Genomic DNA, 25,403 nt, shown 5'->3' on the forward strand with positions numbered 1-25,403 from the left:
CAGCAAGTTGCAGGCATAAAAAACGGGAGCCAAGGCTCCCGTCGTCACTCTGTCTGTGGCTTACTCGATATCGAGGGCCTCGGGGGAGAGGATCACCCCTGTGGTATCGGCGTAGAGGTGGTCGTCAGGCAGGAAAGTCACGCCACCGAAGTTGACCGGCAGATCGGTCTCCCCCACATCCTTGCTGTCGGCTCCGACCGGAATGGCTGCCAGTGCCTGAATGCCGATATCCAGATCTTCCAGAATATCGACTTCGCGGACGCAGCCGTAGCAGACGATCCCTTCCCAATCGTTCTCCGCTGCTGTGGTGGCTATGTCGCTGTCGATCAGGGCGCGGCGCATGGAGCCACCGCCGTCGATCAGTAATATGCGACCGACCCCGTTCTCTTTAACGAGTTCACGGATCAGGCCATTTGATTCGAAGCATTTGACGGTGGTGATGACGCCGCCGAAAGAGGAGCGGCCACCGAAGGAGCAGAGCATGGGTTCAAGCACATCCACCATGTCCTGATAGATGTCGCACAGTTCAGAAGTATTGTATTCCATAGTGTCAAATCCACGGCTGGAAACAGGTGCAACCAGTATAAGGAGTGGGGGGGGCATTTCAATGAATATTCCTTGTACAGGCTACCCGCTCCTGCTTTTCTGCTTAAGCTCAATGCAGTTCATCCTTTGTCTGTGTGAGGTCCATCGTGCTGATCCGTCATAAGTTGATCCTGAATACCGTGCTGGTTGCCGTCGCCATGATGGTGCTGAGTGGCCTGTTTCTTTACTCCAGTCAGGTTAATCGTCATCTGACCGATGCCCAGCGCAATGTGGACCAGTTGGAGATCGCCATGCTCAATCTGCGGCGAGCCGAGAAGGATTTCCTGATCCGCAAGGAGATGGCTTTCGCCGAACGTTTCAATCAGGGGCTGGCCGATTTTCATCAGCTGGATCAGAACATGAGCAGCGATGACAACCTTGCAGCTGCGCAGGGTGAGCTGGTTAGGCTGGATCAGCAGATGACGGCTTATGGCAAGGCCTTCAACGATCTGGTGGCACAACAGCAGAAGATTGGGCTGGGGCCGGAAGATGGCCTCTATGGCAAGCTGCGGGCAGCAGTGCACGAGGTGGAAAATGGGCTCAAGCAGCTGGATCAGCAGGGGCTGCTCATCACCATGCTGCAGTTGAGACGGGCGGAGAAGGACTTCATGCTGCGCTCCGACATCCAGTATCTGGATCGCTTCGAGACTTTGCACAAGAGCTTTCAGGATGGCCTTACCGCCCTACCGGAGGCGGATCGCGGCAAGCTGGAGCAGGCCAGCAAGCAGTATCGGCAGGATTTTGTTGCCCTGGTGCAGGGGATGCAGGTGTTGGGTCTGAAAGATGATGAAGGGCTGCGCAACCAGATGCGCGAACTGGTACACCAGACCGAACAGGGATTTGTTGCGGTCGACCGGCATATCGCCGACCAGCTGGAGCAGCAGACCGCGCGCCTGAATCTGCTGATGCTGGTCTGCGGCGGCATCATCATAGTGCTGATCGGCACCATGAGCATCTTGCTGGGCCGCAGCATAGACAGGCCCATCTCGCGGGTAAACGACACAGTCAACCGTATCCGCCAGGACAACGACCTACGCCTCAAGATAGAGCTGCAAGGGGCCGATGAGATGGCGCAACTGGCAGGCAATCTTGACGTGATGCTGGGCGGGTTCCGCAACCTGATCGGCGATGTGAAGCAGAGTGTGCACACCCTGACGGAAGCGGCGGACCACTTGTCGGCTAACGTCAAACGCACCAGCGAGGGGGCGGCGCGCCAGTTGCAGGAGACCGACATGGTAGCGACTGCATCCACCGAGATGGGGTCCACCATCGAGGAGATCGCCCGCAACACCGAGCAGGCGGCCAACAATGCTCAGGCCACCAACAATAAGGCGCAGGAGGGGCGCACCGCAGTTGAGAGCACCGTCAGTCAGATCCGCTCGCTGGCGGGCAATCTGGAGATCTCGTCCCGAGAGGTGGGACAGCTACAAAAAGAGAGCGAGACCATCGGCTCTGTGCTTGACGTGATCCGCGGTATTGCCGAGCAGACCAACTTGCTGGCCCTCAATGCTGCCATCGAGGCCGCGCGGGCCGGGGATCAGGGGCGCGGCTTTGCGGTGGTGGCGGACGAGGTGCGCAGCCTGGCGATTCGCACCCAGAAATCGACTCAGGAGATTGCCGGTATCATCAGCTCCCTGCAAAAACAGACCGGCAGCATCGTCGAGGTAATGGCGACCTGTCGTGAGCAGGGCAGCCGCAGCGCGGAGCAGGCTAGCACCGCAGGGGCTCTGCTGGGCCAGATCACCCAGGATGTCACCCTGATCATGGACATGAGCACCCAGATAGCGGCAGCCATCGAACAGCAGAGCCTGGTGGCCAACGAGGTGAACCGCAACGTCAACAACATCCGCGACATCGCCCAGGAGTCGAGTACCATGGCGGAGGAGAACGCCAGATCCAGTCAGGGCCTTAACGAGCAAGCTCAACTATTGAACAAGGCGGTGGCGAAATATCGGGTTTAGTGATCGGACAGGTATCCTTGCGAGGTTTTTGTCCCTGAGTGGCAATGATTTGATCCTGATGGCTGTTATTGGGGGCATTCGCTCATATAATCGCCGCCATTATGATGATTCGGAAGGATTCGATGGCAAAGTTGCTGGTGGCTGCATTCGGGCTGCTCTGTTCTTGTCTGGTGTTGGCAGGTTCGGCGCCCCAGGCTACCCCACCCAAGCCCGGCATGGAGCCGCTGCTCAGTTGGTTAAGCGGTGACTTCTCGAGCATGGAGCAGGCTGGCTATGATAGTCGCTTTACCAGCGCCGAGCTGCGACTGAGGGAGATCTGGCCCGGCTATCAGGGGTATCGCTGGGTCTATGCCGAACAATACCTGACCCTGCGTTCCATCCGCCCCTTCCGCCAGCGCATCTACCGCTTCTCACCCGCCCCTGACGGACGGATCCTGATGGCCGAATTGACTATGCCCAGGGCTATCGACTTTGCTGGTGCCTGGCGTCAACCCGCTTTGCTCGACAGTTTGACCCCGCAACAACTCTCACTGCGTCACGGCTGCGAGATTTGGCTGAGCCGGACGGCATCCGGTGAATACGCAGGTCATACCCGGGTGGGGCGCTGTGCCACTGACTTTGGCGGGGCCAGCACGCTGGTGCAGCATATCTGGATTGGGCCGAATAGCATTCGACTGCTGGATCGCGCCTATGACAATCAGGGGGGGTCTCGCTGGGGCAGTCCGGGGGAAGGCTATGTCTATCTACGTCGAAGCAGCGAACGCGGACGTTAGCACTAGGTATCCCATCGGCTGGGATACGAAAATGGCGGGCATAAAAAAGGCGCCGATAGGCGCCCTTTTCAGAATTTTTCAGAAGTAAGATTACTTCTTGGCAGTCAGGCCACCAAAACGCTTGTTGAACTTGTCTACGCGGCCGCCGCTAGAAACTTCTTTCTGCTTACCGGTGTAGAACGGGTGGCATGCAGAGCACACGTCCAGGTTCAGATCTTTACCCAGGGTAGAGAAAGTGTTGATGACATTACCGCAGGAGCACTTGCAGGTGATGGCGACGTACTCAGGATGAATATTAGCTTTCATGGACAACCTCAATTAATAGGCCGTGTCGCCATCCGATCTCTTGTCGGACACCACACGATTGTTGAACACAGTTTCAAAGGCTGCGAATAATATAGGAAATGCCTGAGATCAGGCAAGTGGCTTCGCAGAAAAAATAGGCAACCCCTGGTGAATTGTTCCCAAATGCTGGATCTGGATCTGGTTCGTGTCGCTGTCCCGGTACCGTTACGCCGTCACTTCGACTATCTCTCCCCTCTGCCATTACCGGCGCCCGGTTGTCGGGTCGAGATCCCCTTCGGTCCACAGACTCTTGTGGGTTTGGTGGTGGATCACCCAACCGAGAGTCAGGTGCCTCGCAACAAATTAAAACCCTTGAAAAGGGTGCTCGACACTACCCCGGTGTTGGGGGCCGATATCCTCGCGCTGATGAACTGGAGCGCCAACTACTACCAGCATCCGCTGGGAGAAGTGCTGCCTCATGCCCTGCCAGTGCTGGTGCGCAAGGGGGAACCCGCCGCCTATCGGGAGCTGGAGTTCTGGTTTGCCACCGAGGCGGGGATGGCGATCGATCTCAACGAGCTCAAGCGGGCGGCCAAGCAGCAGCAGGCCCTCGCCCTGCTGCGCAAGGGGCCGCAGACCCCATCCGCGCTCAAGCAGGAGGAGATCCAGAGTGCCGCGCTCACTGCGCTGGAGAAAAAGGGGTTGCTGGAGAAGCGCAGCCTGGAGCCCAGCCACGATAGTGACTGGGCAACCCGTTTTGACGCAGGGGAGGGGCTGCGCCTCAACAGCGAACAGGCGTTGGCGGTGGCGACGGTCACCAGCCAGAGCGACCAGTTCGGCGCCTTCTTGCTTGATGGCATCACAGGTTCCGGCAAGACCGAGGTTTACCTGAGCATCCTCGAGCCGCTGCTGCGGGCTGGCAAGCAGGCGCTGGTGATGGTGCCGGAGATTGGCCTCACCCCGCAGACCATCAACCGTTTCCGCCGCCGTTTCAAGGTGCCGGTGGTGGCGATGAACTCCGCCATGAACGATCGGGAACGGCTCGACGCTTGGCTCGCTTGCCGCGATGGCGGCGCCGCTATCCTGATCGGCACCCGTTCTGCGGTGTTCACCCCGTTCAAGAACCTCGGCATCATCATCATCGACGAGGAGCATGACGGCTCTTTCAAGCAGCAGGATGGCTTTCGCTACCACGCCCGGGATCTGGCGGTGATGCGGGCCCATCGCGCCGGCATCCCGATCCTGCTCGGCTCGGCCACCCCCTCGCTGGAGACGCTGCACAATGCCAGAACCGGCAAGTATCACCACCTCAGCCTGACTCGCCGTGCTGGCAATGCCCAGACCGCCCGTCAGGTGATCCTGGATATCAAGAACGTGCGGCTGCAGGCAGGGCTCTCCCCCCAGCTGGAGCAGCTGATGGGGTCGCATCTGGCGGCGGGCAATCAGGTGATGCTGTTCCTCAACCGCCGTGGCTATGCCCCATCCCTTATCTGTCACCAGTGTGGCTGGAGCGCTGCCTGCGAGCGCTGTGACGCCTGGTACACCTGGCATCAGGCCGGGCGACGACTGCACTGCCATCACTGCGACAGCGTACGCCCGCTGCCCCACAGCTGCCCCGAGTGCGGCAGCAACGAGCTGATCGGCTCCGGAGTGGGCACCGAACAGCTGGAGCAGCTGCTCACCACGGTTTTCCCGCAGTACCCGGTGGTGCGCATCGATCGGGACAACACCCGTCGTAAGGGGGAGCTGGAGACCCATCTCGGCGACATCAAGGCGGGCAAGTACAAGATCCTGATCGGCACCCAGATGCTGGCTAAAGGCCACCACTTCCCGGATGTGACCTTGGTTGGTCTGCTGGATGTGGATGGTGCCCTGTTCAGCGCCGATTTTCGCGCTGCCGAGAAGCTGGCCCAGCTCTACACCCAGGTGGCGGGCCGTGCCGGTCGCGCCAGCAAACCCGGGCTGGTGGTGCTGCAGAGTCATCATCCGGAGCATGCCCTGCTGCAGGATCTGACCCAGAACGGTTACGGCCACTTCGCCGATACCGCGCTGAAAGAGCGTCGTCTGCTGGGGCTGCCGCCATTTAGCTATCAAAGCTTGTTCCGGGCTGAGGCCACGGGCCGTGACGAGGTGCAGTTGTTCCTGACCCGCCTCGCCGATACCCTGCGCAGCGCCCGCTATCCCCATCTGCAGGTGCTGGGGCCCATCAGCGGCTTTATGGAACGCAAGGCGGGCAAGTTCCGCATGCAGTTACTGGTGCAGGGGCCGAACCGGGCACCGCTGGCTCAATTGCTGGATTGGGCGGTGAAGGAGCTGGAGGGCTGGCCGGAGACCAAAAAGGTGCGCTGGAGTCTGGATATCGACCCCACCGAGCTGAGTTGATGGCGCAGGAACCGGTCGCTGGCAGATCTCGTCAGCGACCGGGCTGGTGATTCCGTTTCAATGCTCAAACTCGCAGATCGATCTGCTGCACCCAGCCCCCCTTGCCCTGTTCGGTGAGGTAGAGGCCGGATTGGCGCAGCACCCCCTGATTGCCGCTCTCCCCCAGATGGGTGAAGGGGGTGTCGAGGGGGCGCAGCAGGATGGCGCCGATCCCCAGCTCGACCAGCGCGATGGGGGCGTGCTCCGGGTGCCAGAACTGCAGGGCTGAAAACTGGCTGTCCCCCTCGTCCAGTACCCCGTTGCCATCCTCATCCAGGGTTGCCAGCTCGCCAAAGCCATTACCGGAGCGGGCCCCAAACAGCTCGCCGCCATCGTCTATGGTGCCGTTGCCATTGCGATCCAGCGCCACGAAGCCGCTCCCTTCACGCAGGCCCGGCAGGTTGTCCTCTTTGCCATCCTGATCGATATCGAAAGTGACCCGCGCCTCGGTCAAGTCGGCGATCTTGCCATCCAGAGTGAGCACCAGCGGATCCTTGAGGGCATTGAGGGTGGTGCGCCGCTGGCTCACCTCCAGCTGACGCCAGTCGAGCACAAAGCCGAGATCCAGCTGCAGGGTCTGGCCATCCTGAGTCGCTACGCTGGCTGACGCCACCACCTTGAGCTGCTCCTGTTGCAGCAGGGTGTCCGTCACCTCCACCCGTTGATCCGGCTCGGCTGCCTGAGCGGCGGCTGCTCCTTGCGTTACCCCTTCGCCCCCCTCTGCGGCGGGTTTGATCGGTTTGGGCAGCTCGATTTCGTGGCCCAGCATTGCCTCGATCATCAGCTTGATCAGCCGCTGGCGGTTATCCAGTCCGTCATCGGGCATGCCGTTATCATCCTGTTTGACATCGGTCGGCGGGGGCGGGGCTGGCATCGCGCCAGCTTGCTGGCTGGTGGCCGCGCGGTTGGTGGCTTGCAGCGTCAGGGCGCTAGTCTGCATCAGGGTGAGATTGGTTCGCGGCTCGTCAGATGAGGTGGCCCGCGCGCGGTTATCTGGCGGGTTGGTGGTGGGGGGCACGGGCCCGAGGTTGCGCACCTTGCGGCTCTGGGCCTGTTGTTGCCGGTATTGCACCTCCCCCTGGAGGTCGTAGTGATCGATGCGCATACATTCGCCCTCGGCGCTATACATCTGGTTAGTTATCGACCAGTCGGTGAGCAGGGCTTAACACCAAATCGAACTAATCACGGAAGTGGTTAGTACTATGTCGCAAGGTGACGGCGTGGCAGGATGGCAAGAGGCTGGATGGTGGCGCTGTCGTTGAACATCTTCAAGGGTGTTGCGCTGCGTACTCTGGCTGACATGCGGCATCTGTGATGGCGCGTTGGTGATAAGCAACGAACATGAGGAGCGCGTGAATGCGTAACTGTCTGGTGATGGGGGCGGCAGGGTATATAGGTTCCTATCTGGTGCCCCACCTGCAAACCCTGGGTTACAGGGTGATTGCCGGGGCACGACGCCCTTGCCGCCTGCCGGAGGGGGTGGAGTTTCGCCTCGCTGACAGCCTCAAGCCCATCACCTTGCTGCCTGCATTGGCTGGCATCGACACCGTCTTCTATCTGGTGCATGCCATGGGGGCGGGGGCCGATTTTCACCGGCTGGAGCAGCAGGGGGTGAAGAACTTTGCCGCCGCTGCCCGCGCCGCCGGGGTGCGTCGCATCATCTATCTGGGGGCGATCCAGCCCGAGCAGTGCAACAGCCGTCATCTCAACTCCCGTCGCCACTGTGGCGAGCTGTTTCGTGACTCCGGCGTGCCGACGGTTGAGCTGCGCTCTGGCATCATCATCGGGCCCGGCTCAGCGGCGTTCGAGGTGATGCGGGATCTGGTGTTTAACCTGCCGCTGATGGTGACGCCGAAATGGGTGCGCTCGCGCACGCCGCCGATTGCGCTGTCCAACCTGCTGCACTATCTGGGCGGGCTGGTGGAGGCCGACGAGGTGGATGGCCGTATTTTCAACGCAGTCGGCCCGGAGCTGCTCAGCTATCAGCAGCAGTTGCAGAAGTTTGCCGCCCATATCGGCAAGCGCTGCCCCATCATTCCCATTCCGTTTCTGAGCCCGCGCCTCTCCGCCTGGTGGCTGCAGTTCGTCACCTCGGTGCCGCAGCCGGTGGCCAAGGCGCTGGTGGGGGGGCTCAAGCACGACATTCCGGCCGATGATGGCCCGCTGCGAGCCCTGCTGCCGCAGACCCTGCTCAGTTTTGATGAGGCGCTAGCGGAGAGTCTGGCGCTGGAGCAACGACTCGGTGCCGAACAACAAGGCCAGCAGACGCCGCTCGGTCTGCGCTGGCGCCATCCCGAGTATGGGTTCTACGACCGTACCGCCAGTGGCGATGCCATCTGTCTCGCCTCGCCCAAGGTGGTGTGGGAGGTGCTGCAGCAACTGGGGGGTGAGCAGCGTTACTTCTACATGAATGAGCTGTGGGTGGTGCGCGAGTGGATGGATCACCTGATCGGCGGTCCGGCCCGTACCCGTGGCCGCAGCAACCCGGATCAGTTCGTCAAAGGGGACATGCTCGACTCCTGGCAGATCCTCGGGGTGGATGAGGGGCGCAGGCTCGATCTGCTGTTCAACATGAAGGCCCCCGGCGTGGGTCGGCTGGAGTTCATTATTGTGCCGGAGGAGTCGGGTCTGACCCGGCTCAAGGTGACGGCCCACTGGCATCCGCAAGGGGCCTGGGGGCTGGCTTACTGGCTGGCCATGCTGCCGTTCCACCTCTTCATTTTTCAAGGGATGACCGAAGCCATCGCCAGACAGGCGGAGGCGAAAGCCGGCATTCCCGTGATGGATTGAGGGCGGGCTGCGCCCTCGTCCTATCGCCGAACCTCATCCATGTCAGACAGGAGCCGGGGCTGAAACGCCTGTTCGGCCCCTTCTTTTATGGCTCTTTGAGGCTGCCATTGCTGTGTGGAAGACTCGCTCCTGCTGCCTTGCAGCCCGATATAGAAGTGCGTCTTTCGGCAAAGACTGGCATCATGCCCCGGTATTTATGCAATTCAGGTGTGTAACTAATTAATAAAGAAGGAATTATGAAGAAAAAACCGTCAATTCTGGGGGGCGCCTGCATCATCGCCAGCGTCTGCGTGGGAGCCGGCATGCTCGGTTTGCCGAGTTCGGGGGCTGGCGCCTGGACCCTCTGGTCGATACTGGCGCTGACCGTCACCATGGTGATGATGACGCTGTCTGGCTGGATGCTGCTGGAGTCGTTCCAGCACTACGATATGCGGGTTTCCTTCAATACCGTGACCCGCGAGCTGCTGGGGGAGAAGCTCAATCTGCTCAACAACCTCTCGGTCTACTTTGTTGGCGGCATTCTGATTTACGCCTACATCACCTCCTCTGGCGCCATCTTGCAGGGTATTCTGGGGATCGACAGCAAGCTCGCCTCGGTGCTGTTCGTGGCGATCTTCTCGCTGGTGGTGTGGCACTCGACCCGCGCCGTTGACCGCATCTCTGTGGTGCTGATCGCCTTCATGATCCTCAGCTTCGCCCTGGGTGTGGCCGGGTTGCTCGGTAATATCAAGCTGCCGACCCTGCTCGATCTGGCAGGCAGTGAGAGCGGTTACGCCCCCTATGCCATGGCGATGCTGCCGGTGGCGCTCACCTCGTTTGGCTATCACCACTCGGTCGCCTCTCTGCGCGCCTACTACCAGAACGAGCAGCAGGCCCGATGGGCCATTTTGGGGGGAACCCTGATCGCGCTGGCGCTCTACGTGCTCTGGCTGCTGGGGATCTTCGGCAACCTGCCCCGTCAGGATTTTGCCCCCGTGATTGCCCAAGGGGGTGACGTGAGCGTGCTGCTCTCCGCGCTCTCCGGGGTGATTGAATCGGAGAAGGTGGCCAGCGCCATCAACGGCTTCTCCATGGCGGCCATTCTCTCCTCCTTTATCGGGGTGGGGCTCGGGGTGTTCGACTATCTGGCGGATCTGTTCAAGTTCGACAACAGCCGCACCGGTCGCAGCAAGACCTGGGCGGTTACCTTCCTGCCGCCGCTGCTGCTTTCGCTGCTCTTCCCGTTCGGTTTCCTGCTGGCCATCGGCTATGCCGGTGCCGCCGCGACCATCTGGACCTGCATCATCCCGGCGCTGCTGGTGCTGCGTACCCGGGCACGGGCCGAGCGGGGTGAAGTGACACCCCACTTCGTCACCCCCGGCGGCAAGCTGATGGCCTGGCTGCTGATCCTGTTCGGATTGGCGACTGCGCTGTTCCACTTCCTGTCGATGGCGAATCTGTTGCCGGTCTATCTGGGCAACTGAGTCAGGTCTACAGCACTGACAGAAAAGGGTGGCAAGGCCAACTTGCCGCCTTTTTTGCTCCATTTTTTGTCCAACTTTTTGCCTCACATAGCAGCATCTATAACTAAAGTGGTAGGTGTGGATGGGGTAAGTTACTGAAATAACTGGTCTGATCTGGCTGGCGGCAGCATGATCTGCTGGGCATGCCCACTGCTTTCTTTTATGATCCCCGCCCTTCAGCGTGCCCCCTGTCGGCACCTCATTTGCACCAACCACATCGGGGTCCCCCATGTCCGATCTGCGTCAACAAGCTCTCGATTATCACGCCCAGCCGGTACCCGGCAAAATTGCCATCGCTCTGACCAAACCGGCCGAGACCGCCCACGATCTGGCGCTGGCCTATAGCCCAGGTGTCGCCGAGCCGGTGCGCGAGATCGCCGCCAATCCGGCCGATGCCTACCGCTATACCGGCAAGGGCAATCTGGTGGCCGTCATCTCCAACGGCACCGCCATTCTGGGTCTGGGCAATCTGGGCCCGCTGGCCTCCAAGCCGGTGATGGAAGGCAAAGCCTTGTTGTTCAAGCGCTTCGCCGGTATCGACGCCATCGACATCGAGGTGAAGCACGAGACCAGCCAGCAGTTCATCGACACGGTAGCGGCCATCGCCGATACCTTCGGCGGCATCAATCTGGAAGATATCAAGGCGCCGGAGTGCTTCGAGATTGAAGAGGCGCTGATCGCCCGCTGCGACATTCCGGTGTTCCACGATGACCAGCACGGCACTGCCATCGTCACTGCCGCCGGTCTGCTCAACGCACTGGAAGTGCAGGGCAAGCTCATCAGTGACAGCCGCATCGTCTGCATGGGGGCGGGGGCTGCCGCGACCGCCTGCATGGATCTGCTGATCAAGTGCGGCGCCAGAGCGCACAACATCTTCATGCTGGATCGTCAGGGGGTGATTCACACCGGCCGCAGCGATCTCAACAAGTACAAGCAGCGTTTCGCCAACGAGACTCCGTTGCGCACCCTGATGGATGTCATTGACGGGGCAGATGTGTTTGTCGGTGTCTCCGGCCCGGACGTGCTGCCCGCCGAAGCGGTCGCCCTGATGGCGCCGAACCCGGTGATCTTCGCCTGCTCCAACCCGGACCCGGAGATCAAACCGGCGCTGGCCCACGCCGTACGCAGTGACCTCATCATGGGGACCGGTCGCTCCGACTACCCGAACCAGATCAACAACGTGCTCTGCTTCCCCTTCATCTTCCGCGGCGCCCTCGATGCCCGCGCCAGCCGCATCAACGATGCCATGAAGATCGCCGCGGTCGAGGCGATCCGAGGTTTGGTGAAGGAGCCGGTGCCGGTCGAGGTGCTGACCGCCGCCGGGGTGAGCGCGCTCACCTTCGGCAAGGATTACGTCATTCCCAAGCCGATGGATGCTCGCCTGCTGCCGCGGGTCGCCCGCGCCGTAGCGCTGGCGGCGGTGGCCTCCGGCGTTGCTCGTACCGAGCTGCCCGCGGACTACATGCTGTAATCCGGCGTTGCGAACGGCCCCTTTATCGGGGCCGTTTTTGTTGTGGCATCCCGTGACAGACCAAGGCGCAGCCTGTACAGCAAATGGGCGGATATGGCGGCAATCCGGGTTCAAAGGTGGCCAAACAGCGCGCCACTCTGACACAATGTCTGCATGACGACGCTTACGAGAATCAAGATGCAGCAGCAAATCAGCGGCCGTTTGGCCCACGCCCTCTCCTTTGTGCGCCATGATGGTCGCCACTTCGCCCAGTTTGTCTGGGGCCGTTTCCAACAGGACAGATTGACGGTCACCGCCGGTTATCTGGCCTATGTCACCCTGCTTTCACTGGTGCCGATGATCGCCGTGGTGTTTGGCATGATGTCCGCCTTTCCGGTGTTCCAGAGCCTCAAGCAGGCGATGGAGCAGTTCGTCTACCACAACTTCGTACCGACTGCCGGGGACATGCTCAAGGAGTACATCGACGGCTTCGTCGCCAACGCCACTAACACCACTGCGGTGGGGATAGGGGCGCTGGTGGTGGTGGCCTTGATGCTGATCTCCGCCATCGACAAGAACCTCAACTACATCTGGCGCTCGACCCAGAGCCGCCCGCTGGCGCAGGCGTTCGCCATGTACTGGATGATCCTGACCCTGGGGCCTGTGCTCATCGGGGCCAGCATCGCCATCTCCTCCTACATCTTCTCCCTGCGGCTGTTTGGCGCCGAGAGCCTGTTCGGCATCGGTTATCTGCTGCTGCGGGGTTTGCCATTCCTCTTCTCGGTGCTCACCTTCCTGCTGGTCTATACCGTGGTGCCCAACTGCAAGGTGCGGCTGATCCACGCCTTTATCGGCGCGTTGCTGGCAGCCACCCTGTTTGAGCTGGCCAAGCGCGGCTTTGCTATCTACATCACCAACTTCCCCTCCTATCAGGCCATCTATGGCGCGCTGGCCACCATCCCGATCCTGTTTGTCTGGGTCTATCTCAGCTGGCTGGTGGTGTTGTTCGGCGCAGAAGCGACCGCCTGCCTCGGCGAATACGAGAAACCGGCCAGCGAAGAGCCGGGCTAAGCCATCGCCTTGGCCACCGGTTTATTGGTAGCATCGACGACCGCCCCTGTGAGGGGGCGGTCGTTCTGTTTTCAGAGGAGAGGGATGTGATTGCATTGATTCAGCGGGTCAGCGAGGCCAGCGTGACCGTCGAGGGTGAAGTGACCGGTGCCATCGGTCAGGGTCTGCTGGTGCTGCTTGGAGTAGAGCAAGGGGATGATGAGGCCAAGGCCGACAAGCTGCTGCACAAGGTGAGCGGCTACCGGGTCTTCAGTGACGAGAATGGCAAGATGAACCTCAATGTCAGCCAGATCGGCGGCAGCCTGCTGGTGGTCTCCCAGTTTACCCTGGCGGCCGATACCAAGAGCGGGATGCGCCCGAGTTTCTCCTGCGGCGCTCACCCGAGCGAAGCCGAGCGGCTCTATGACTACTTCGTGGCCAAGGCCGCTGCCAGCGGCATCCCGACCGAAACCGGCCGTTTTGCCGCCGACATGAAGGTGGCGCTGGTCAACGACGGCCCGGTTACCTTCTGGCTACAGGTCTGAGGGTTCTTCGCCCCGTGGCGTGACGTGGACGATCACGTTGATAAGCCCCGCGACCGGATAGGGGATGGCGGGACCAATCCACTGTTCTATGAGTGTCAGGGCATGGGTTAGCTCAAGCTCGGTGCGCGGCAGCAGGTTGATGACCAGGGTGCCGCAGAGGCGGGGAGCCAGCGCCCGGTAGAGCCGCTCCTGAAACAGCAGCAGCGGGTTGCCATCCTGACTGAACAGATCGAGCAGGATGAGGTCGTACTGCTGCTCGCTCTGTTCGAGAAAGGCCAAGGCATCGGCCTGATGGAGTACGGGAGCGGCGCGCCCATCGCGCACCTGATGCTGGAAAAACTGCTGATAAACGGTCAGCACCTCTTCGTCGAGGTCGACGCACTCGTGGTGGGCATCGGGCCAGCGCTGGTGTAGGTGGCGGGTGAGATCGCCGCCCCCCAGTCCCAGTTCGAGGAGCCGGGTGGCCTGCTCCGGCAGCAGGCAGGCGATGACCCGCTGATGGGGCAGACAGAGGGCGGCCGGGTCGGCGAGCGACATGGCGGATTGCACCACGCCGTCTATCTCCAGCCAGCGATGGTGGCTATTTTCCTGTACCGTGAGGCGGCGCTGGGGTTTGACGCTCAGGTGCAACAAGTGATCGGCTTGGTACGCTTGCAGATTGAAGTCCATGAATTTGCACGGCAAGATGGTTTCCGGCCAGTGTAACTCAAGGATGAAACTATGTACCGGGTAGTCACCCCTCAAACGGCAGCCGAGCCGGGTACTTACTGCAGGCTGCGCGGGGAACTTCTGCGAAAGCCCTTCAATCTGCCGGTCGGTGCAAACTCAAGGATCGTTTTATGTACAGGGTAGTTACCCCTCAGAGTGCAGCCGAGCTGGGTACTTACTGCAGGCTGCGCTGGGAACTTCTACGTAAGCTCTTCAATCTGCCAGTCGGCGCAAACTCAAGGATGAAACTATGTATCGGGTAGTCACCCCACAGACAGCGGCCGAGTTGGATGCCTACTACCAGTTACGCTGGGAACTTCTGCGTAAGCCCTTCAATCTGCCAGTCGGTTCCGAGCGGGACGAGTACGACACGGTAGCCATTCACCGGCTGATGCTGGCACCCGACGGCACCCCCATCGCGGTAGGCCGCCTCTTTATCGGCGGCGACGAGGCGCAGATCCGCTTTATGGCGATGCGTCCTGAATATCGCGGCCAGGGGCTGGGGGCCCAGATGGTGGAGGATCTCGAGCAGCTGGCCCGTAGCGAGAAGGTGAAACGGCTGGTGATGAACGCCCGTCAGGAGGCGGTGGAGTTCTATCGCAAGTGCGGTTTTCTCGAAGTGGGGGGCGGCCCCGTCTCCTTTGGTCGGATTCCCCATCGCCAGATGATCAAATCCCTGAGCCCGTTGCAGACCATTCAATACCGCCCGGAGTGGTGTCAGGATCTCACCACCCGCTGGTCGCGCGGGGTGCCCATCAGCGAGAAGATGGGGATGCATATCAGCCACTACGACGGCCAGACCTTCCACCTCAAGGCCAATCTGGCGGCCAACTTCAACGTGCACGGCAGCATGTTTGCCGGCAGTGTCTACAGCCAGTGCGTGCTGGCGGGTTGGGGGCTGATCTGGCTACAACTTAAAGAAGAGGGGCTGGTGGGCGAGCCGATGCTGGCCGAGAGCACCATCAAATATCATGGCCCGGTTGATGAAGAGCCGGAGGCGCGGGTGGCCCGCGAGGGGATGCCCGCGGTACTGCAGCCGCTCAAACGGGGCGAGCCTGCCACCTTCAGCCTCAAGATCCAGCTGTTCAGCGGCAGCAAACTGGCGGCGGAGTTCTGCGGCCACTACGTGGTGCAGCCGCCCCGCCGTCCGGGTCAGTAACCGCCCCGTTTCCCCATCAAACAACAAGGCCTCATCATGAGGCCTTGTCTGTTTTTACCCTTGCTGGCTGTCGGTTGCCTGCCCGGTTTGGGCTTGGGTTTGGGCCTTAGGCGCAGGAGGCGCAGGTCGCCAGAGCGGGGCACTGTTGCCTTGCGGCGGATAGCGCACTCCAACCTCCCAGCCGCAGGCGTCCTGCTTTTGCGGAAAGCTCCATGCCAGCGTGGGCGCAGTCAGCGGGCCGCGCCACTGGCCGAGCAGCTCGGCACAGCGGTTGCCGTTGAGCACTCCCAGATCGAGCTGCCACTGCTCGTTGACCAGATCGATCCCCCCTTGCAGCGCCAGCAGATGGGTGATGGTGGAGGCGCCTGCCTGCTCGATCTGCAGTTGTCCCTTGTCGATCTTGCCCTGCAACTTGATGCGGTAGAAGGGGGTATCCCCCCCCTGCATCCCTTGCCACAGCTGATCCGGCGTCAGGACGGGCGGGGTCGCCCCCTTGAACCACTCATCCAGCAGCGGGTCTATCTTCACCTTGTCCCAGAATGGCTCGTCGGCATCGAGGGCAAAGTTGCCCTGCAGGGTCTGGCGCCACTCGCCCGCTGCCTTACCGTGTTCGGCTTGCAGATCGGCGCTCACGTCCGCCTTGCCGGCGAAGGAGGCGGGAGATTGAGACAGGGGGCGGAATATCTTGCCCCACTGCTGCAGATCCAGCTTGGTCGCCTGCAGTTGCAGGCGGCTGCTCTGGCCCGGCTCGCGGCCCCACTGGCCACTCAGGCTGAAGGTGCCCTCATCCGGTAGCGAGCTGGTGAGTTTGCCCAGCTGCCACGAGCTGGGGGTCAGCTCCCCATCCAGCTCGCCGTTGCGGGCGCTGAGGCCATCCCACACCAGCTCGAACCACTTGCTCTCGATGCGGGCACGGCCGAGCAATGGGCCGGGCTGGTTGCCGCGCAGGGCGAGATCGCTCAGATAGAGTTGCCAGCCGGTCAGCGACAGGGGCAGGGTATCGTCGAAGGAGAGCACCTTGAGCTTGTCGAACGCCAGCTTGCGGATATCCACCTGCTGCGGGCGCCAGCTCTGCCAATCCTGCCACCACCCCTGCGGCAGGCTGATATCCATGCCGCTCAGCGCCACGTCTTTCAAAGTCAGTTTCTGCTGTTGGCTATCGAGGGAGAGCTCGACATTGAATGTCCCCTCGTAGGCCTTGCCCTGCAGTTCGGCATCGACCTGCTGGGGGGAGAAGGCGAGCTTGCCCTTGATCTCCTCCAGCTGGAACAGGCCGCGCCCCATGTCCCCCAGGGTGCCGGTCAGATAGCCGGTGGGCTGGCTGCCCGCCTGCCAGTTGAAGGCGGTAAGCTGGCCGCTGAAGTTGTTGAAGGAGAGCTCCTGATTGATGTCGTTGAGGCTGACGCCGTCCAGCTGGCCGCGATCCAACGACACGCTTTGTAACGGGAAGCGCTGCGGGAAGCCTTGCTGCGTCAGATCCCCCAGCTCCACCCGCATGCCGCGCGCCTTGAGGTCGTGCAGTTGCAGGGTGCGGGCGGGCCAGTCCAGCACCATGCCGGTCTCCAGCAGGCCGTCGAACAGGTTGGTCACCAGCTTGTCGGTGCGCAGCACTTCCCCCTCCAGCCGTCCTTGCAGATTGAGGCGGGCGAAGGTGAATTGCGGGGTCTCCAGCTGGCCGATATTGAGGCTCAGGTTGGCCTGTGGCTGCCGTTTCGGGTCGATCAGCTCCCAGTCGCTCAGGGTGGCATTGAGGCCGCGCAGGGTCAGCTCGCTGCTCTCCAGACTGAGTCTGTCGATGGTACTGTCGCTGATGGTGAGGGAGCGCACAGGCAGGCTTGGCAACTGGTTGGGCAGCGGCAGCTTGATGGCGGGGCGAATGAGATCGAGATGGGCGATGCGCACGTCGCGGCTCAGCCAGTCGATGCTCTCGATCTCCAGATAGAGCTTGTCGAGGGAGACCGCATCGCCGTAGCGCACCTGCTCCGCCAGCAGGGTGTAGGGATGAAGCGGGTTGAACACCAGCCGCCCTATGGTGACCGGCACGCCGGTCTGCTGGCTGATCCAGCTGGCGATGGGTCCTTTGGCCCGCTCGGCGTCGAACAGGCCGAGGGCAACCCAGACCAACAGCAGCAGGAAGGCGAAGGTGTAGAGCAGGCCGCGTAGCCAGGAATTCATGGATGCTTTCCTCCTGTTTTGGGGTTTGTTGTCAGGCGTTTGAGTAGTGGTCCCGCAGACCGAGCCAGCGCCGTATCAAGGGTTCGACATGGTTCGGGTGCCTATCCATCAGGAAGCGCGCCATTTTTTGTACCTGCGGAATCAGCGGCTGATCCCGTACCAGATCGGCGATCTTGAGGTCGGCGAGGCCGGTCTGGCGGGTGCCGAGCAGTTCCCCCGGGCCACGCAGTTCCAGATCGCGCTGGGCGATCAGGAAGCCATCATTGGTCTCCCGCAGCACCCCGAGTCGGCTCTGGGCCGTCTTGGACAAGGGGGCATGATAGAGCAGCACGCAGTGGGAGGCCACCGATCCCCGGCCAACCCGGCCGCGCAGCTGGTGCAGCTGCGCCAGCCCCAGTCGTTCCGGGTTTTCGATGATCATCAGGCTGGCGTTGGGCACATCCACCCCCACCTCGATGACGGTGGTGGCGACCAGCAGTTGCAGTATGCCCGCCTTGAACTCCTCCATCACCCGCTGTTTCTCCACCGGCCGCATCCGGCCGTGCACCAGCCCGATATGCAGGCCGGGGAGCTGGGCTTGCAGCTCGATGGCGGTATCCTCGGCGGCCTGACACTCCAGCACCTCCGACTCCTCGATCAGGGTGCAGACCCAGTAGGCCTGCTTGCCCTCGGTGCAGGCGAGCTTGACCCGCTCGATCACATCGCCGCGACGGCTGTCGGGCAGCGCCACCGTGGTGATGGGGGTACGGCCCGGCGGCAGCTCGTCGATCACCGAGGTATCGAGATCGGCATAAGCGGTCATCGCCAGGGTGCGGGGGATGGGGGTGGCGGTCATGATCAGCTGATGGGGATGCACCCCTTCCCGCTCCCCTTTCTCACGCAGGGCGAGGCGCTGATGCACCCCGAATCTGTGCTGTTCGTCGATGATGACCAGCGCCAGACGCTGGAACACCACCTGCTCCTGAAAGATGGCGTGGGTGCCCACCACCATCTTGACGCTGCCGTCGGCGATGGCCGCCAACGCCTCCTCCCGCGCCTTGCCTTTCTGCTTGCCAGCCAGCCAGCCGACTCCGATGCCGAGCGGCTCCAGCCACTTGGCGAAGTTGATGGCGTGTTGTTCGGCCAGTAGCTCGGTCGGCGCCATCAGCCCCACCTGACAGCCGTTGCCGATGGCTTGCAGGGCGGCCAGCGCCGCGACCAGGGTTTTGCCGGAGCCCACATCCCCCTGCACCAGCCGCATCATGGGGTGGCTCTGTTGCAGATCCTTACCTATCTCTGCCACCACCCGGCTCTGGGCGCCGGTTGGCTTGAATGGCAGGGCGCCGAGTAGCTGTTCAACCAGCGCGGGCGCCGGTTTGAGGGCGCGGGCCAGCTGGGTTTGTGCCTGAGCGCGCACTTTCAATACCGAGAGGTTGTGAGCCAGCAGCTCTTCCAGCACCAGCCGTTGCTGGGCCGGGTGCTGACCGCTTTCCAGCAGCGGCAGCGCCACCGAGGGGGGCGGACGGTGCAGCAGGCGCAGGGCGGCGGCCAGTTCAATCTGGTGGGGATAGAGTCCGGCGGGCAGCAGCTCTTCGACCCCATAGAGGTCGAGCTGGGCCAGCGCCTGAACGGTGAGGTTGCGCAGGGTGAGCTGGCGCAGCCCTTCGGTGGTCGGATAGACGGGGGTGAGCGCCTCTTCGGTCTGGCCCGCTTGCTCCTCGCCGAGCAGCTTGTACTCGGGGTGGGCCATCTCCAGCCCGTATTTGCCGGGGCGAACCTCGCCAAAGCAGCGGATCAGCCGACCCGCCGCCAGACTGTTCTTCTGGGCGGCGGTGAAGTTGAAGAAGCGCAGGGTGAGGGTGCCGGTGCCATCGCTGATGCGACAGACCAGCATGCGGCGGCGCCCCATCACCAGCTGAGTGTCCTGGATTTCACCCTCGACGGCGCCATGCAGCCCGGGCGGCAGATCGCCGATGGGCCACACCTGGGTGCGATCCTCGTAGCGCAGGGGGAGGTGGAACAGCAGATCCTGCACCGTGGCCAGCCCCAGTCGCTCGAGTTTTTCCTGCATCTTGCTGCCGACGCCCTTGAGGCTGTCGAGGGAGATTTTATCCAATTTCATCAATTAGATGCCCAAAAACACTGTAAATATGTCCAGATGATAGGGGTTGTTGCTGGCCCGATGCAAGCCGAGTTGCTGCTGGCAGGGCCGCCGCTGCGGGGGAAACGGCGGATATAACAAAGGCCTGCCGAAAACGGGAGGCCTTTGTGCGGGTGCCAACGGTAGAGGTGAAGTATCGTATGCGTTAAGTCAAAACGTAGTCTTTGGAGTAACTATGCCTTTTCAATTTGGTACAGTAACTCGACTAGATTCACCGCACTTACATCATCCCAGCGAAGATAGCTCTCTAGCGAGCTAGTACCAGAATCAACGCCAAGGACTTGCTGACATATCTGCTTATGATCCGCAGATGCTGATACCCAAACTTTTCCACTTTGCTGACAAAAGTATGTTGAGCCTCTAAGCCCATTTTTTTGAATCCGTTTTTTCCATGTATCTACATCTTGGGTTGAGATGATTAATGGCATAGATCCCTCTTGTACAACAATGGGTTATTGGAAATCAGATGATGCGTTTTAGCAGCAAATGCGCCTTCACTCTGTGGATCCGTCCCAGCAGCTTGCGCACCTGTTCCGGGTAGTCCTGAATCTGTTCCACCTGATCGAAGTGGCTGATCCGCTTGGTGTTGGCCAGGATGTTCTCTCGCTCCGCGTTGAACTGGGGACGCAGCAGGTGGCGGCGATCGTGCACCAGCAGGCCGTTTTCCAGATCCAGCGTCCAGGCGCGGGGATTGAGGTTGTTGCCGGTGAGCAGGGCCCACTCGTCGTCCACGAAGATCCCCTTGAGATGGTAGGAGTTGCGCTCGCAACACCAGAGCATCAGGTTGAGGCGACCGTCGTCGATGTGACGCTGGTTGTGCTCGGCAAACTTGCGCAGGTTGGTCTCGTAGAGATAGGGTAGACCGCCGATGGTGGAGAATTTTTCCTCCGGCGGGATGAAGAAGTCGTTGGCGGTCTTGTCGCCTACCACGATCGTCACCTTGCAGCCGCGCTGCAGCAGATCTTCGATATCCTTGCTCAACTCCTTGGGGGGGTTGAAGTAAGGGGTGCAGATGAAGATTTCCCGCTCGGTGGAGCGCACCAGATTGCGGATCATCAGGTTGAGCTGGTTGTTGCGCTTGCCCAGACCCACCATGGGGGTGACGGCCACTTCCTGGGTGTTGACCGGCATGGCACTGAAACGATACTGGCTTTGGCGCAGGCTCTGCTTGAAGCGGCGGATCGGCCCCTTCAGCTGCTTGGCACTGGGAATATCATGGTGATCCAGCCGCTGCACCGCGTCGCTCTTCACGAACAGGTCGTCCACATAGTTGACCATGCTGCGGGCCAGCTCCGGGCTGGTGATCTGGTGATAGCGGTCGAAGCGGTAGCGCTCCTGCTGGTGCAGGTAGATGTCGTTGAGGCTGGCGCCGGAGTAGAGCACCACATCATCGAAGATGAAGCCCTTGAGGTGGAGTACCCCGAGCAGCTCGCGTCCTTTGACCGGCACGCCGTAAATTTCGATCTGGTGCTGGTGGCTGGCGGCCATCTCCTGATACATCAGATGGTTGCCACCCTGCTTACCCTTGCCGATCAGGCCGCGCTGGGCACGGTGGAAGTCGACGCACAGCTTGATGTCGAGGGCCGGGTTGCGCTGCTTGGCGGCGTAGAGGGCGGAGAGGATCTCCCGGCCAGCTTCGTCATCCTGCAGATAGAGCGCGACCAGATAGATGCGTCGGGTGGCACTGGCGATCAGCGCAAGAATGCGGCGTTTGAAATCCTCGGCGCTGTAGAGCACCTCAAACTGATCCGCCACCACGGCGATCTGGGGCAGCCGTGCCAGCAGTTGTCGATAATGGGCCGATGAATGCATAGATAAACCTGAAATCACGGGATTAAGCGTTCCGCTCGGAGCGATGAATAGGCGATTCTAGCAATCTCACCCTCTGGGCCAAAGCAAGAATCGTCAGAAAGATGAAAAAGGCCTCACAAGTGAGGCCTTTTTGTCAGCTTTTGCCCTTATCAGAGGAAGCTGTAGATGATCATCGCCATCACGCCGCCGGTGGTGCCGATGATGGTTTCCATCACGGTCCAGGTCTGCAGGGTCTGCTTTTCGGTGAGGCCAAGGTAGCGGTTGGCCAGCCAGAAACCGGAGTCGTTGACGTGGGAGAGCACGATGGAACCGCCGCCGATGGCGATGGTGATCGCAGCCAGCTGGGCACCGTTCAAGCCGAGGGGTTCCAGCATCGGCAGCACCAGACCGCAGGCGGTCAGCATGGCGACGGTGGCAGAGCCCTGAATCACCCGCACCGCGGCGGCCAGAATGAAGGCCAGCGCGACTATGGGCAGACCTGAGTCGGCCAGCATGTTGCCAAGGGCGGCGCCCACACCAGAATCCACCAGTACCTGCTTGAACACGCCACCGGCACCGGTCACCAGGATGATGACACCGGCTGGCTGGATGGCGCTGTTGCAGACGCTCATCACCTCGTCACGGGACATGCCGCGGCGAATGCCCAGCAGGTAGAAGGCGGCCAGACAGGCGACCATGATGGCGGTGAAGGGGTGGCCGATGAACTCCAGCCAGTTGTGCAGGGTGGAGCCGGTCTCGACGAAGCGACCCACGATAGTCTTGAGGCCGATCAGCAGCAGCGGCAGACCGATCAGACCCATCGCCAGCCCGAAGGAGGGCAGGGATTTGCTGCCATCGTGGACGCTGTTCTGGGCATCGGCAGGCAGCGGCACATCGACGATCTTGCTGATGAAGTCACCGAACAGCGGGCCTGCCAGGATCAGCGCCGGTACGGCGGCGATCAGGCCGAACAGGATCATGTAGCCAAAATCGGCACCCAGCTGGGACGCCACCAGGATCGGGCCCGGCGCCGGGATCAGGAACGCCTGACAGGTGGCGATACCCGCCAGCAGGGCGATACCGATCTTCACCACGCTGCCGCCGCCACGACGGACGATGGCGAAGGCGACGCCAATCAGCAACACCACGGCCACGTCGAAGAACAGCGGCAGAGCGCAGACAAAGCCGGTCAGCGCCATGGCCCAGTTGGCGCGCTGGACGCCGAACTTGCCGAGCAGGGTGTGCGCCACCCGGTCGAGGGCGCCGGTCACTTCCATCACCTTGCCGAACATGGCGCCCAGCGCCACCACCACGGCGACGAAGCCGAGGGTGCCGCCCATCCCTTTCTGGATGGTGGCGGCAATATCTGCCGGGTTCATGCCTGCTGCGAGACCCGCCACCATGGAGACCAGGATCAGGGCGACCACGGCGTGGAGCCGGGCCTTCATTACCAGAAAGAGCAGCAGCACGATCGAGCCGGCGGCCGTCATGATCAAAGAGATATCCGACATTGTTCTCTGTTCCTTGTTAGTTGTTCAGTGGCAATGCCGCAGGACTCATTACTAGCCATAACATTATGATTTATTTGTATATATGGCTAGTCTGCAGCATCAGACACGGGGCCGGCGAGTGTTAGTTTCAGTCTGTGGCCGACTTCACATTTTCAGGCGTTACCGGTAACATGTTACCGGTAACGTGGTAGATTAGAACCCATCAACAGCTGGTTTTTTGAAAAGTGGGACAGAGGTCAAATTATGGCGGGTAAGTGCATTATCGTGATGGGTGTATGTGGCAGCGGCAAATCAAGCGTTGGCCTGAAAGTAGCCGAGGCGCTAAATGCCAAGTTCATTGATGGCGATGATCTGCACCCCAAGGCCAACATCCAGAAGATGGCTGGCGGCAACCCCCTCAACGATGAGGATCGTGCCCCCTGGCTGGAGCGGATCCGCGATGCCGCTTACAGTCTCGAACAGAAGAACGAGACCGGCATCATTGTCTGTTCCGCCCTCAAAAAGCAGTACCGCGACCAGATCCGCGAAGGTAACCAGTCGGTCAGCTTTATCTTCCTCGATGGCAGCCAGCCGCTGATCCTCGAGCGGATGCGCGCCCGCAAAGGCCATTTCATGCGGGAAACCATGGTACAAAGTCAGTTCGATACCCTGGAGCGCCCCGAGGGCGAAGCCGGTGTATTCCACATTGATATCGACGGCACCTTCGAACAGGTGGTTGATCGCGCCGTCACTGCATTGGAGCAAGCCCAATGATTCATCAGGTAATTTCCGACGTCACTGCCCGCATCCGCGAGCGCAGTGCCGCCCGTCGTCAGGCTTTTCTGGCCCGTATCCAGCGTCAGGCCGAGCAGGGCAAGACCCGCGCCGCGCTGGCCTGTGGCAACCTGGCTCACGCCGTGGCGGCCTGCAGCAGTGACGAGAAGGGTCGCATTCTCGACATGACCCGTGCCAACGTCGGCATCGTCACCGCTTACAACGACATGCTGAGTGCCCATCAGCCCTATCAGGGCTATCCGGACCAGATCAAGGCCGCGCTGGCCGAGCTGGGCCACAGCGCTCAGGTCGCCGGTGGCGTGCCCGCCATGTGCGATGGGGTGACCCAGGGTCAGCCGGGGATGGACATGTCCCTCTTCTCCCGCGACCTGATCGCCCAGGCGACCGCGCTGTCGCTCTCTCACAACACCTTCGACGCCACCCTGCTGCTCGGCATCTGCGACAAGATTGCACCGGGCCAGATCATGGGGGCCCTCTCCCACGCCCACCTGCCCACCGCATTTGTACCGGCTGGCCCGATGGCAAGCGGCATCAGCAACGATGAGAAGGTGAAGGTGCGTCAGCAGTACGCGGCCGGTGAAGTGGGTCGCGATGCCCTGCTGGAGATGGAGTGCGGCGCCTACCATGCGGCGGGTACCTGCACCTTCTACGGCACCGCCAACACCAACCAGCTGGTATTCGAGGCCATGGGCCTGATGCTGCCGGGCTCCGCCTTTGTGCATCCCCATAGCGAACTGCGCCGCGCCCTCACCGATGAGGCTGCCCGCCGCATCAGCGCCATGATCCCGGGATCTCCGGCTTATCGCCCGCTCAGCACAGTGCTGGACGAGCGCTCGCTGGTCAACGGTCTGGTGGCCCTGCTCGCCTCCGGCGGCAGCACCAACCACAGCATCCACATGGTGGCGCTGGCCCGCGCGGCCGGTCTGGTACTGACCTGGGATGACATCAGCGATCTCTCCGACGTGGTGCCGCTGCTGGTGCGCATGTACCCGAACGGCCCGGCCGACGTCAACGCCTTCGAGCAGGCGGGCGGTGTGCCCGGGATGATGCGCCGTCTGGCCGAAGATGGGCTGATCCACATGGATGCCACCCCGGTATTTGGCGAGATGCAGGATTACCTCAGCCGCCCGGCGCTGGTCGATGGCAAGTTGCAGTGGCAGCCGGTTGGCGAAAGCAGCGACGCCAGCGTGCTCTCTCTCTCTGGCTGCGTGTTCCAGGCCACCGGTGGCACCAAGCTGCTGGCGGGCAATCTGGGCCGCGCCGTGGTAAAGGTCTCCGCCGTCGCCCCCGAATATCGGGTGATTGAAGCCCCGGCGCTGGTCTTCTCCTCCCAGCATGCGGTGGAAGCCGCCTACCAGGCAGGCGAGCTCAATCAGGACGCCGTTATCGTGGTGCGCCACAATGGCCCGGCCGCCAACGGCATGCCGGAGCTGCACAAGCTGATGCCAGTGCTCGGCAACCTGCAGAAGGCGGGTCACAAGGTGGCGTTGGTCACCGATGGCCGTCTCTCCGGTGCCTCCGGCAAGATCCCGGCTGCCATTCACATTACACCAGAAGCGCTGCACGGCGGGGCCATCGGCCTGTTGCAAGATGGCGATCTGCTGCGAGTGGATGCAGTGAGCGGTCGCCTCGACTGCCTGACCGATTTGAGTGGCCGCACCCAGGCCGAGATTGACCTCACTCTGGAACAAGAGGGGTGGGGTCGTGAACTGTTTAGCGTGATGCGTCGCGCAGTATCGAGCGCCGAGTGTGGCGCCACCATTTTTGATTAAGAGCTGACTAA

General features: G+C 61.6%; 20 protein-coding genes. 11 read left to right on the forward strand and 9 right to left on the reverse strand.

Going from position 1 to position 25,403, the window contains the following annotated elements; translation table 11 throughout:
• Positions 1 to 60: 60 nt before the first annotated feature.
• The gene (rraA, locus tag CF137_RS17960) at positions 61 to 546 is read right to left on the reverse strand and encodes a ribonuclease E activity regulator RraA (RefSeq protein WP_042018316.1); all 486 of its coding nucleotides are present in this window, start codon (positions 544 to 546) and stop codon (positions 61 to 63) included.
• 146 nt (positions 547 to 692) lie between these two features.
• Here rraA and CF137_RS17965 point away from each other — a divergent pair, with 146 nt between their 5' ends.
• Both CF137_RS17965 and CF137_RS17970 read left to right on the forward strand, forming a co-directional pair.
• Positions 693 to 2,546, forward strand: a complete 1,854-nt coding sequence (locus tag CF137_RS17965; protein WP_139692029.1) for a methyl-accepting chemotaxis protein — start codon at positions 693 to 695, stop codon at positions 2,544 to 2,546.
• A 122-nt stretch (positions 2,547 to 2,668) separates the two neighbouring features.
• Positions 2,669 to 3,319 (forward strand): chromophore lyase CpcT/CpeT, encoded by a 651-nt coding sequence (locus tag CF137_RS17970; RefSeq protein ID WP_101318536.1) that lies wholly within the window; start codon positions 2,669 to 2,671, stop codon positions 3,317 to 3,319.
• A 90-nt stretch (positions 3,320 to 3,409) separates the two neighbouring features.
• Here CF137_RS17970 and rpmE read toward each other — a convergent pair whose 3' ends face one another.
• On the reverse strand, positions 3,410 to 3,625 hold the full coding sequence (gene rpmE, locus CF137_RS17975; RefSeq protein WP_033129027.1) for a 50S ribosomal protein L31: 216 nt from the start codon (positions 3,623 to 3,625) through the stop codon (positions 3,410 to 3,412).
• 147 nt (positions 3,626 to 3,772) lie between these two features.
• Here rpmE and priA point away from each other — a divergent pair, with 147 nt between their 5' ends.
• Positions 3,773 to 5,986, forward strand: coding sequence for a primosomal protein N' (priA, locus tag CF137_RS17980; RefSeq protein WP_139720764.1), 2,214 nt, complete (start codon positions 3,773 to 3,775; stop codon positions 5,984 to 5,986).
• A gap of 64 nt (positions 5,987 to 6,050) precedes the next feature.
• On the opposite strand, the gene CF137_RS17985 is transcribed toward priA, so the two are convergent.
• On the reverse strand, positions 6,051 to 7,130 hold the full coding sequence (locus CF137_RS17985) for a hypothetical protein (protein WP_139720765.1): 1,080 nt from the start codon (positions 7,128 to 7,130) through the stop codon (positions 6,051 to 6,053).
• Positions 7,131 to 7,381: 251 nt separating this feature from the next.
• Here CF137_RS17985 and CF137_RS17990 point away from each other — a divergent pair, with 251 nt between their 5' ends.
• From CF137_RS17990 to dtd, 5 genes are all read left to right on the forward strand, one after another.
• Positions 7,382 to 8,815 (forward strand): DUF2867 domain-containing protein, encoded by a 1,434-nt coding sequence (locus CF137_RS17990; protein WP_139720767.1) that lies wholly within the window; start codon positions 7,382 to 7,384, stop codon positions 8,813 to 8,815.
• 236 nt (positions 8,816 to 9,051) lie between these two features.
• On the forward strand, positions 9,052 to 10,278 hold the full coding sequence (locus CF137_RS17995; RefSeq protein ID WP_139720769.1) for an aromatic amino acid transporter: 1,227 nt from the start codon (positions 9,052 to 9,054) through the stop codon (positions 10,276 to 10,278).
• Positions 10,279 to 10,546: 268 nt separating this feature from the next.
• Positions 10,547 to 11,788: a malic enzyme-like NAD(P)-binding protein gene (locus tag CF137_RS18000; RefSeq protein ID WP_139720771.1), complete on the forward strand. Its 1,242-nt coding sequence runs from the start codon at positions 10,547 to 10,549 to the stop codon at positions 11,786 to 11,788.
• Positions 11,789 to 11,965: 177 nt separating this feature from the next.
• Positions 11,966 to 12,838 carry a virulence factor BrkB family protein gene (locus CF137_RS18005; protein WP_101326440.1) on the forward strand — a complete coding sequence of 291 codons (873 nt, stop codon included), beginning with the start codon at positions 11,966 to 11,968 and terminating at the stop codon, positions 12,836 to 12,838.
• Between the two features lie 86 nt (positions 12,839 to 12,924).
• A complete protein-coding gene (gene dtd / locus CF137_RS18010; RefSeq protein ID WP_033115613.1) occupies positions 12,925 to 13,362 on the forward strand; it encodes a D-aminoacyl-tRNA deacylase in 438 nt (145 codons plus the stop codon).
• Here dtd and CF137_RS18015 read toward each other — a convergent pair.
• Positions 13,351 to 14,031 carry a spermidine synthase gene (locus CF137_RS18015; protein WP_162515981.1) on the reverse strand — a complete coding sequence of 227 codons (681 nt, stop codon included), beginning with the start codon at positions 14,029 to 14,031 and terminating at the stop codon, positions 13,351 to 13,353. The two genes, dtd and CF137_RS18015, sit on opposite strands and share 12 nt — an antisense overlap.
• Before the next feature lie 289 nt (positions 14,032 to 14,320).
• Between CF137_RS18015 and CF137_RS18020 the strand changes: the two genes are divergently transcribed.
• The gene (locus CF137_RS18020) at positions 14,321 to 15,229 is read left to right on the forward strand and encodes a bifunctional GNAT family N-acetyltransferase/hotdog fold thioesterase (RefSeq protein ID WP_139720775.1); all 909 of its coding nucleotides are present in this window, start codon (positions 14,321 to 14,323) and stop codon (positions 15,227 to 15,229) included.
• Positions 15,230 to 15,283: 54 nt separating this feature from the next.
• On the opposite strand, the gene CF137_RS18025 is transcribed toward CF137_RS18020, so the two are convergent.
• The 5 genes from CF137_RS18025 to gntU all read right to left on the reverse strand — a co-directional run bounded on the left by CF137_RS18025 (position 15,284) and on the right by gntU (position 22,846).
• Complete coding sequence (locus tag CF137_RS18025) at positions 15,284 to 17,404, reverse strand: AsmA family protein (RefSeq protein ID WP_139720777.1); 2,121 nt, start codon at positions 17,402 to 17,404, stop codon at positions 15,284 to 15,286.
• A 31-nt stretch (positions 17,405 to 17,435) separates the two neighbouring features.
• Entirely contained in the window at positions 17,436 to 19,505 is a 2,070-nt protein-coding gene (gene recG / locus CF137_RS18030; RefSeq protein ID WP_162515978.1) for an ATP-dependent DNA helicase RecG, read from the reverse strand.
• A gap of 212 nt (positions 19,506 to 19,717) precedes the next feature.
• Positions 19,718 to 19,972, reverse strand: a complete 255-nt coding sequence (locus CF137_RS18035; protein ID WP_139720781.1) for a hypothetical protein — start codon at positions 19,970 to 19,972, stop codon at positions 19,718 to 19,720.
• A gap of 34 nt (positions 19,973 to 20,006) precedes the next feature.
• Positions 20,007 to 21,356, reverse strand: coding sequence for a CDP-diacylglycerol--serine O-phosphatidyltransferase (pssA, locus tag CF137_RS18040; RefSeq protein ID WP_162515979.1), 1,350 nt, complete (start codon positions 21,354 to 21,356; stop codon positions 20,007 to 20,009).
• Positions 21,357 to 21,505: 149 nt separating this feature from the next.
• Positions 21,506 to 22,846, reverse strand: coding sequence for a gluconate transporter (gene gntU, locus CF137_RS18045; RefSeq protein ID WP_101326428.1), 1,341 nt, complete (start codon positions 22,844 to 22,846; stop codon positions 21,506 to 21,508).
• A 243-nt stretch (positions 22,847 to 23,089) separates the two neighbouring features.
• Between gntU and CF137_RS18050 the strand changes: the two genes are divergently transcribed.
• Positions 23,090 to 23,599, forward strand: a complete 510-nt coding sequence (locus CF137_RS18050; protein WP_101319052.1) for a gluconokinase — start codon at positions 23,090 to 23,092, stop codon at positions 23,597 to 23,599.
• The gene (gene edd, locus CF137_RS18055; protein WP_139720785.1) at positions 23,596 to 25,392 is read left to right on the forward strand and encodes a phosphogluconate dehydratase; all 1,797 of its coding nucleotides are present in this window, start codon (positions 23,596 to 23,598) and stop codon (positions 25,390 to 25,392) included. The genes CF137_RS18050 and edd overlap by 4 nt, the downstream gene beginning before the upstream one ends.
• Positions 25,393 to 25,403 lie beyond the last annotated feature (11 nt).

Origin of the sequence: Aeromonas sobria (genome assembly GCF_006243315.1) — a bacterium.
GTDB classification, from domain to species: domain Bacteria; phylum Pseudomonadota; class Gammaproteobacteria; order Enterobacterales; family Aeromonadaceae; genus Aeromonas; species Aeromonas sobria_A.